This window comes from Pseudomonas sp. G1002, from assembly GCF_013385455.1.
Taxonomy (GTDB): domain Bacteria; phylum Pseudomonadota; class Gammaproteobacteria; order Pseudomonadales; family Pseudomonadaceae; genus Aquipseudomonas.
The window spans coordinates 22,088-28,360 of record NZ_JACAPY010000010.1 but is presented as its reverse complement, the minus strand read 5'-3'; the positions used below and the strand labels follow the sequence as shown (position 1 = coordinate 28,360).

At 61.1% G+C, this 6,273-nt stretch carries 7 protein-coding genes; 5 read left to right on the top strand and 2 right to left on the bottom strand.

Annotation, left to right across the window (positions count from 1 at the left end; genetic code table 11):
• The first annotated feature begins 165 nt into the window (after positions 1-165).
• On the top strand, positions 166-921 hold the full coding sequence (gene olsB / locus HX801_RS04910) for an L-ornithine N(alpha)-acyltransferase (protein WP_008431132.1): 756 nt from the start codon (positions 166-168) through the stop codon (positions 919-921).
• Positions 921-1,712, top strand: coding sequence for a lysophospholipid acyltransferase family protein (locus HX801_RS04905; protein WP_003219789.1), 792 nt, complete (start codon positions 921-923; stop codon positions 1,710-1,712). The genes olsB and HX801_RS04905 overlap by 1 nt, the downstream gene beginning before the upstream one ends.
• 109 nt (positions 1,713-1,821) lie before the next feature.
• On the opposite strand, the gene HX801_RS04900 is transcribed toward HX801_RS04905, so the two are convergent.
• Positions 1,822-2,406 carry an ACP phosphodiesterase gene (locus HX801_RS04900; RefSeq protein WP_003219791.1) on the bottom strand — a complete coding sequence of 195 codons (585 nt, stop codon included), beginning with the start codon at positions 2,404-2,406 and terminating at the stop codon, positions 1,822-1,824.
• Between the two features lie 156 nt (positions 2,407-2,562).
• On the opposite strand from HX801_RS04900, the gene HX801_RS04895 reads away from it, so the two are divergent.
• The 3 genes from HX801_RS04895 to HX801_RS04885 are packed head-to-tail and all read left to right on the top strand — an operon-like array spanning position 2,563 to position 5,139.
• A complete protein-coding gene (locus tag HX801_RS04895) occupies positions 2,563-2,877 on the top strand; it encodes a helix-turn-helix transcriptional regulator (RefSeq protein ID WP_003219793.1) in 315 nt (104 codons plus the stop codon).
• A gap of 13 nt (positions 2,878-2,890) precedes the next feature.
• Positions 2,891-4,057 carry an MFS transporter gene (locus HX801_RS04890; protein ID WP_003219795.1) on the top strand — a complete coding sequence of 389 codons (1,167 nt, stop codon included), beginning with the start codon at positions 2,891-2,893 and terminating at the stop codon, positions 4,055-4,057.
• A 26-nt stretch (positions 4,058-4,083) separates the two neighbouring features.
• Positions 4,084-5,139 carry an alkene reductase gene (locus HX801_RS04885; protein ID WP_003219797.1) on the top strand — a complete coding sequence of 352 codons (1,056 nt, stop codon included), beginning with the start codon at positions 4,084-4,086 and terminating at the stop codon, positions 5,137-5,139.
• Between the two features lie 230 nt (positions 5,140-5,369).
• On the opposite strand, the gene HX801_RS04880 is transcribed toward HX801_RS04885, so the two are convergent.
• Positions 5,370-6,002 (bottom strand): TetR family transcriptional regulator, encoded by a 633-nt coding sequence (locus tag HX801_RS04880; protein ID WP_003219798.1) that lies wholly within the window; start codon positions 6,000-6,002, stop codon positions 5,370-5,372.
• Positions 6,003-6,273 lie beyond the last annotated feature (271 nt).

Below are 6,273 nucleotides of genomic sequence, written 5' to 3'. Positions count from 1 at the left end.
ACCGCAGCAACGGATATGTACACAAAAAACACAGCACCCACCGGCGAAATGCCTGTCATCTAAGCGTCACCGTAACTTCATGGAGATGACACCGGCCCTACATAGCCTGACATGGCACAAACAAGTCGACCGGCCGTAACCCTGGCCGGCACTCGGAGACTCGCCATGACTCAGATCGCCCGCATCAGCGACACCGGCAATGAACGCCGCCTGCAAGCCGAACGCCTGATCGGCGCCCAGGCTTTGCAGGAAGCCCAGGCCCTGCGGTTCAACGTGTTCAGCGGCGAATTCAACGCCAAGCTGAAAGGCGCTGAACTGGGCCTGGACATGGATGACTATGATGTTCACTGCAGCCACATCGGCGTGCGGGATTTGAACAGCGGTCGACTCGTCGCCACCACCCGTTTGCTCGATCACCAGGCCGCCACCACCCTGGGCCGCTTCTACAGCGAAGAAGAATTCAGCCTCCACGGCCTGCTGCACCTCAAAGGCCCCATCCTGGAAATCGGCCGCACCTGCGTCGACCCCGCCTACCGCAACGGCGGCACCATCGCCGTGTTGTGGGGCGAGCTGGCCGAAGTCCTCAACCAGGGTGGCTACAGCTACCTGATGGGCTGCGCGAGCATCCCGATGCACGACGGCGGCATCCAGGCCCACGCCATCATGCAGCGCCTGCGCGAACGCTACCTGTGCAACGAACACCTGCGGGCCGAGCCGAAAAAGCCGCTGCCGGCACTGGACCTGCCATCCAACGTCATCGCCGAAATGCCCCCCTTGCTCAAGGCCTACATGCGCCTGGGTGCAAAGATTTGCGGCGAACCCTGCTGGGACGAAGACTTCCAGGTGGCCGACGTGTTCATCCTGCTCAAGCGCGACGAGCTGTGCCCGCGGTATGCCCGCCACTTCAAGGCAGCCATGTGATGAGCCGCCTTCGGGTGTACGGGCGAATTGCCCGCGTGCTGGTGGTGGTGGCCCTGGGTTTGACCATGGCCAGTGTGTTTGGCGTGTTTGAACGTCTGGGCGTGGCCAACTCGATGGTGCGCCGGCAGCGCTGGTCGCGTTTTTTCATGGCACGGCTGACCAACGCCCTGCCCTTTCGCGTGACCGTTCACGGTGAGTTGCCGCAACAGTCGATGCTGTGGGTCAGCAACCACGTATCGTGGACCGATATCCCGCTGCTGGGGATGGTGGCGCCGATGTCGTTCCTGTCCAAGGCCGAGGTGCGCACCTGGCCGGTGGCGGGCTGGTTGGCCGCCAAGGCAGGCAGCCTGTTCATCCGCCGAGGTTCGGGGGACAGCCAGTTGATTCGCAAACAGATGACGCGTCATCTGGAACAACAACACCCGCTGTTGATGTTCCCGGAAGGCACCACCACCGACGGCCGCGCCCTGCGTACGTTCCACGGGCGGTTACTGGCCAGTGCGATTGATGCCGATGTGTCGCTGCAACCGGTGGCGATTCGTTATCTGCGCGATGGCCACATCGACCCGCTGGCACCGTTTATTGGCGACGATGATTTGCTCTCGCACTTGATGCGTTTGTTCGGCAATGACCAGGGCGACGTGGAAATCCATCTGCTCAAGCCGATTGCCTGCGCCGGGCAGGAACGTGCGGCGCTGGCGTTCCAGGCGCAGCAGGCGGTGCAGAAGGCGTTGTTTGGCCCCCTTCCAGAAGCTGAGCAAATGCCAGCGCGGCCAGCATTCGCGGCCTGAAGCGAGCACGGTGAAAAATGTGGGAGCGGGCTTGCTCGCGAAGGCGGTGCATCAGTCAGCAGATTCATTAGCTGACCCACCGCTTTCGCGAGCAAGCCCGCTCCCACATTTATAGTTGTATTGCCAACTGGCTATTTGAGAACCGCTGCAATTCTGGGTAAAACACCCGAAAGTCCTCGCTCAACGGCTCGTACAGCGCTCGTAATTCCTGCATGGCATGGCCCAGTTCTTCGGGCCGTGTCAGGCGCCGGCCAATTCCTCGAAGTACCTGTTCCATCACCGCAAATTCGCGGTACGAACCCAGCCAGTCATCCGCCGCCATGTACGGCGCAATCTGCGCCAGCCGCCCCGGCAACGCCGGTTCTTCGGCGAGCACCCGGTAAACCTCAGAGGTAAATCGCTCCAGCGGCTGATCGGCATATAACGCCCAGTCCCGCGCCAGGCAGTGGTCGAAAAACACATCGAGGACAATCCCGGCATAGCGGCGCCGGGTCAGGGTGAAGCGCGACAGCGCCTGCCCGATCAGCGGGTGGCTGTCGGTGTAGCGATCAATTGAGCGGTGCAACTGAATCGCCGACTCGATTTGCGGGCTGAACTGGCCTTGCAGGCGACCTTTAACAAAGTCGCCATACAGGCTGCCAAGCAATTGAGCAGGAAGTTGGCCGCCGAGGTGCAGATGTGCGAGATAATTCATGGCGCGCAGTCTAGCACTGCCGTCAACGTATCGTTATAACCCGATATACCGATTCAATCTGGTTTAAGACCAAAATCATATTGGTATATCGGGATACAACGATTTAAAGTTCGCCTCATCGCGATATAACGTTTTACAAAACCGAGCATCACTGCCATGTCCATCGACCTCGACGAAATAATAAAAGCCCTGGCGCACCCAGTACGGCGAGACATCCTCAACTGGCTGAAAGACCCGAAAGTGCAATTCCCCGAGCAGCTGCACAACCACGAATACGGCATTTGCGCCGGGCAGATCGACCAGCGCTGCGGGCTGTCTCAGTCCACCGTGTCGGCGCACCTGGCGAACCTGCAACGGGCGGGGCTGATCAGCAGCCAGAAGGCCGGCCAATGGCACTTTTTCAAACGCAATGAGGACGTGATCCAAGCCTTCCTCAAAGCGCTCACCGAAGAACTCAGCGCACCGCTGTAACAAGGACCCATCAATGCCTCTCTCGCTACTCATCCTGGCCTTAAGCGCCTTCGCCATCGGTACGACCGAGTTCGTCATCATGGGCCTGTTGCCCGATGTGGCGGCCGACCTCGGTGTATCGATTCCCGGCGCCGGCTGGCTGGTGACCGGCTACGCCCTGGGCGTGGCCATCGGTGCCCCCTTCATGGCACTGGCCACCGCCAAGCTGCCGCGCAAGGCCGCCCTGGTAGCGTTGATGGGCATCTTCATCATCGGCAACCTGCTCTGCGCCCTGGCCAGCGACTACAACGTGCTGATGTTTGCCCGTGTGGTCACCGCGCTGTGCCACGGCGCCTTCTTCGGTATCGGATCGGTGGTCGCCGCCAACCTGGTGCCGGCCAACAAGCGTGCTTCGGCCGTGGCGCTGATGTTCACCGGCCTGACCCTGGCCAACGTGCTCGGCGTACCGCTGGGCACCGCGCTGGGTCAGGAAGCCGGCTGGCGCTCGACCTTCTGGGCCGTGACGGTGATTGGGGTGATCGCCCTGATCGGCCTGATCCGCTTCCTGCCGGCCAAGCGTGACGAGGAAAAACTCGACATGCGCGCCGAGCTCAGAGCACTCAAAGGCGCCGGCATCTGGCTGTCGCTGAGCATGACCGCGCTGTTCGCTGCGTCGATGTTCACCCTCTTCACCTACGTCGCGCCGCTGCTGGGGGACGTCACCGGTGTTTCGCCCAAAGGCGTGACCTGGACCCTGCTGCTGATCGGCCTGGGCCTGACCGTCGGCAACATCATCGGCGGCAAGCTGGCAGACAAGCGCCTGGCTGCCACCCTGATCGGCGTGTTCATCAGCATGGCGGTGGTGTCCACCGTCCTGACCTGGACCAGCGTCGCCGTGATCCCGACTGAAATCACCCTGTTCCTCTGGGCCACCGCCTCGTTTGCCGCCGTACCGGCACTGCAGATCAACGTGGTGACCTTCGGCAAGGCCGCACCGAACCTGGTGTCCACCTTGAACATCGGCGCCTTCAACATCGGCAACGCCCTCGGCGCCTGGGTGGGCGGCAGCGTGATTGCCCACGGCTTCGGCCTGACCAGCGTGCCCCTGGCCGCTGCTGCACTGGCCGTGCTCGCGCTGCTGGTGACCCTGATTACTTTCCGTCAGACCGGCGATGCCGACCTGGCCCCCGCGACTAACTGATCAACTAAAGAGAAGGGTGTTATCCCATGACGACTATTTTCGATCCGATCAAACTGGGCGACCTGGAACTGTCGAACCGCATCATCATGGCGCCGCTGACCCGCTGCCGTGCCGACGCCGGTCGCGTGCCCAATGCGCTGATGGCTGAGTACTATGTCCAACGCGCTTCCGCCGGGCTGATCCTCAGCGAAGCCACCTCCGTAACGCCAATGGGCGTGGGTTACCCGGATACCCCGGGCATCTGGTCCAACGACCAGGTTCGCGGCTGGGCCAATGTGACCAAGGCCGTGCACGGTGCAGGCGGCAAGATCTTCCTGCAACTGTGGCACGTGGGCCGGATCTCCCACGAGTCGTACCTGGACGGCGAAGCACCGGTTGCCCCAAGCGCCATCGCAGCCAAGGGCCACGTCAGCCTGGTGCGTCCACTGGCCGACTACCCTACCCCGCGCGCCCTGGAAGTCGCTGAAATCGCCGATATCGTCGACGCCTACCGCGTAGGTGCCGAGAATGCCAAGGCCGCCGGTTTTGACGGCGTGGAAGTCCACGGTGCGAACGGCTACCTGCTCGACCAGTTCCTGCAAAGCAGCACCAACCAGCGCACCGACAACTACGGCGGCTCCCTGGAAAACCGCGCACGCTTGCTGCTCGAAGTCACTGACGCCGTGATTGAAGTCTGGGGCGCCGGTCGCGTCGGTGTGCACCTGGCACCACGCGCCGACGCACACGACATGGGCGACGCCAACCTGTCGGAAACCTTCACCTACGTCGCCAAAGAGCTGGGCAAGCGTGGCATCGCGTTCATCTGCTCCCGTGAAAAGGAAGCGGGCGACAGCCTCGGCCCACAACTGAAAGCCGCCTTCGGTGGCCCGTACATCGCCAACGAACGCTTCACCAAGGACAGCGCCAACGCGTGGCTGGCTTCGGGCAAGGCTGACGCCGTGGCATTCGGCGTGCCGTTCATCGCCAACCCGGACCTGCCGGCTCGCCTGAAGGCCGATGCACCGCTGAACGAAGCACATCCAGAGACTTTCTACGCCAAAGGCCCGGTCGGCTACATCGACTACCCGACCCTGGCACTCTGATCTGCTGAAACGAAAAAGCCCCGGCTTGCGAGAGCCGGGGCTTTTTTATGGGCCGCAGGAAACACTCCTTCACAGCCTTGCAACAATATTGCTACAAAATACTTAGCCAACTACCTATCAACCGCCCGCCAGCCCGTATATAACGTCACCCCACAAAATCAGGGAAAAGCCTGATTGACCACCCCCGGTGTTTATTGTTGACACAACTGGTCGCAATTACGCATTTTGTCTTAATTGCGCAGGCCAGGGCTCAAGCGCAGCATGTCCAACGCGATATCGACCCAGCGCTCTGCGTCCTGGGCCAACTGGAAACTGTCGGGCACCAGCAGCCACTGGCCGAGAATTCCGTCGATATAGGCGTGCATGCACACCGCGGCACGTACGGTGTCGAGATTCTCCGGAAGCTGCCCGCGATGGACCGCGTTACGCAAGGTCAGCCCGATGCGCAGGTTGCATTCGAGGCTGGCGGTCTGGCGCTGACGGCGCAGATCACACATTTCATCGGTGAATTCGCACTTATGAAACAAAATCTCATTGATGCGCCGGGTCTTCGGGTCCAGGGCCACTTGATGGAACAGATGAATCAGCAGCTTGCGCATGCAACCCAGCGGATCGACCTCGTCCTCGCTCTCACTGGCCCTGGCCAATTCATCCAGCGGCTCGTGCAGCGTATCGAGCATCGCCTGCACCAGGTCGGCCTTGTTGCTGAAATGCCAGTAGATGGCACCACGTGTCACGCCTGCCAGCGCGGCAATATCCGCCAGCGTGGTACGCGCAACCCCGCGCTCGTAGAAGGCCTGCTCGGCCGCTTCAAGAATCTGGCTGCGCGTTTCCTGAGCTTCCTCTTTGGTACGACGAACCATGGCAGTAAAACCTCAATCAGGAGACTTGGGGTGATCGGTAACGCAGACTCAACCGCTGCTAACGACCATCTGAATAATTGTGGGACGACGCCGTCAAGGGCGCCGAACGTACTAGAATCGAGGCTTTGGACGCTGCTTTGTCAACATTCCGCGAAGCCTGTCAAGAGTTTACAAACAACCATGAACGTAAGTATATTGCGTAGCAAGCTACTTATCCACTCAGTGCCTGTTTTTTACCCTTCCACACTTCTTGTGCGCACTCTGCGCGCCT

Coding starts and splice junctions, on each gene's coding strand:
- HX801_RS04900 (WP_003219791.1), bottom strand. CDS start 2,406: ATGAATTATCTCGCACATCTGCACCTCGGCGGCCAACTTCCTGCTCAA.
- HX801_RS04885 (WP_003219797.1), top strand. CDS start 4,084: ATGACGACTATTTTCGATCCGATCAAACTGGGCGACCTGGAACTGTCG.
- HX801_RS04890 (WP_003219795.1), top strand. CDS start 2,891: ATGCCTCTCTCGCTACTCATCCTGGCCTTAAGCGCCTTCGCCATCGGT.
- olsB (WP_008431132.1), top strand. CDS start 166: ATGACTCAGATCGCCCGCATCAGCGACACCGGCAATGAACGCCGCCTG.
- HX801_RS04895 (WP_003219793.1), top strand. CDS start 2,563: ATGTCCATCGACCTCGACGAAATAATAAAAGCCCTGGCGCACCCAGTA.
- HX801_RS04880 (WP_003219798.1), bottom strand. CDS start 6,002: ATGGTTCGTCGTACCAAAGAGGAAGCTCAGGAAACGCGCAGCCAGATT.
- HX801_RS04905 (WP_003219789.1), top strand. CDS start 921: ATGAGCCGCCTTCGGGTGTACGGGCGAATTGCCCGCGTGCTGGTGGTG.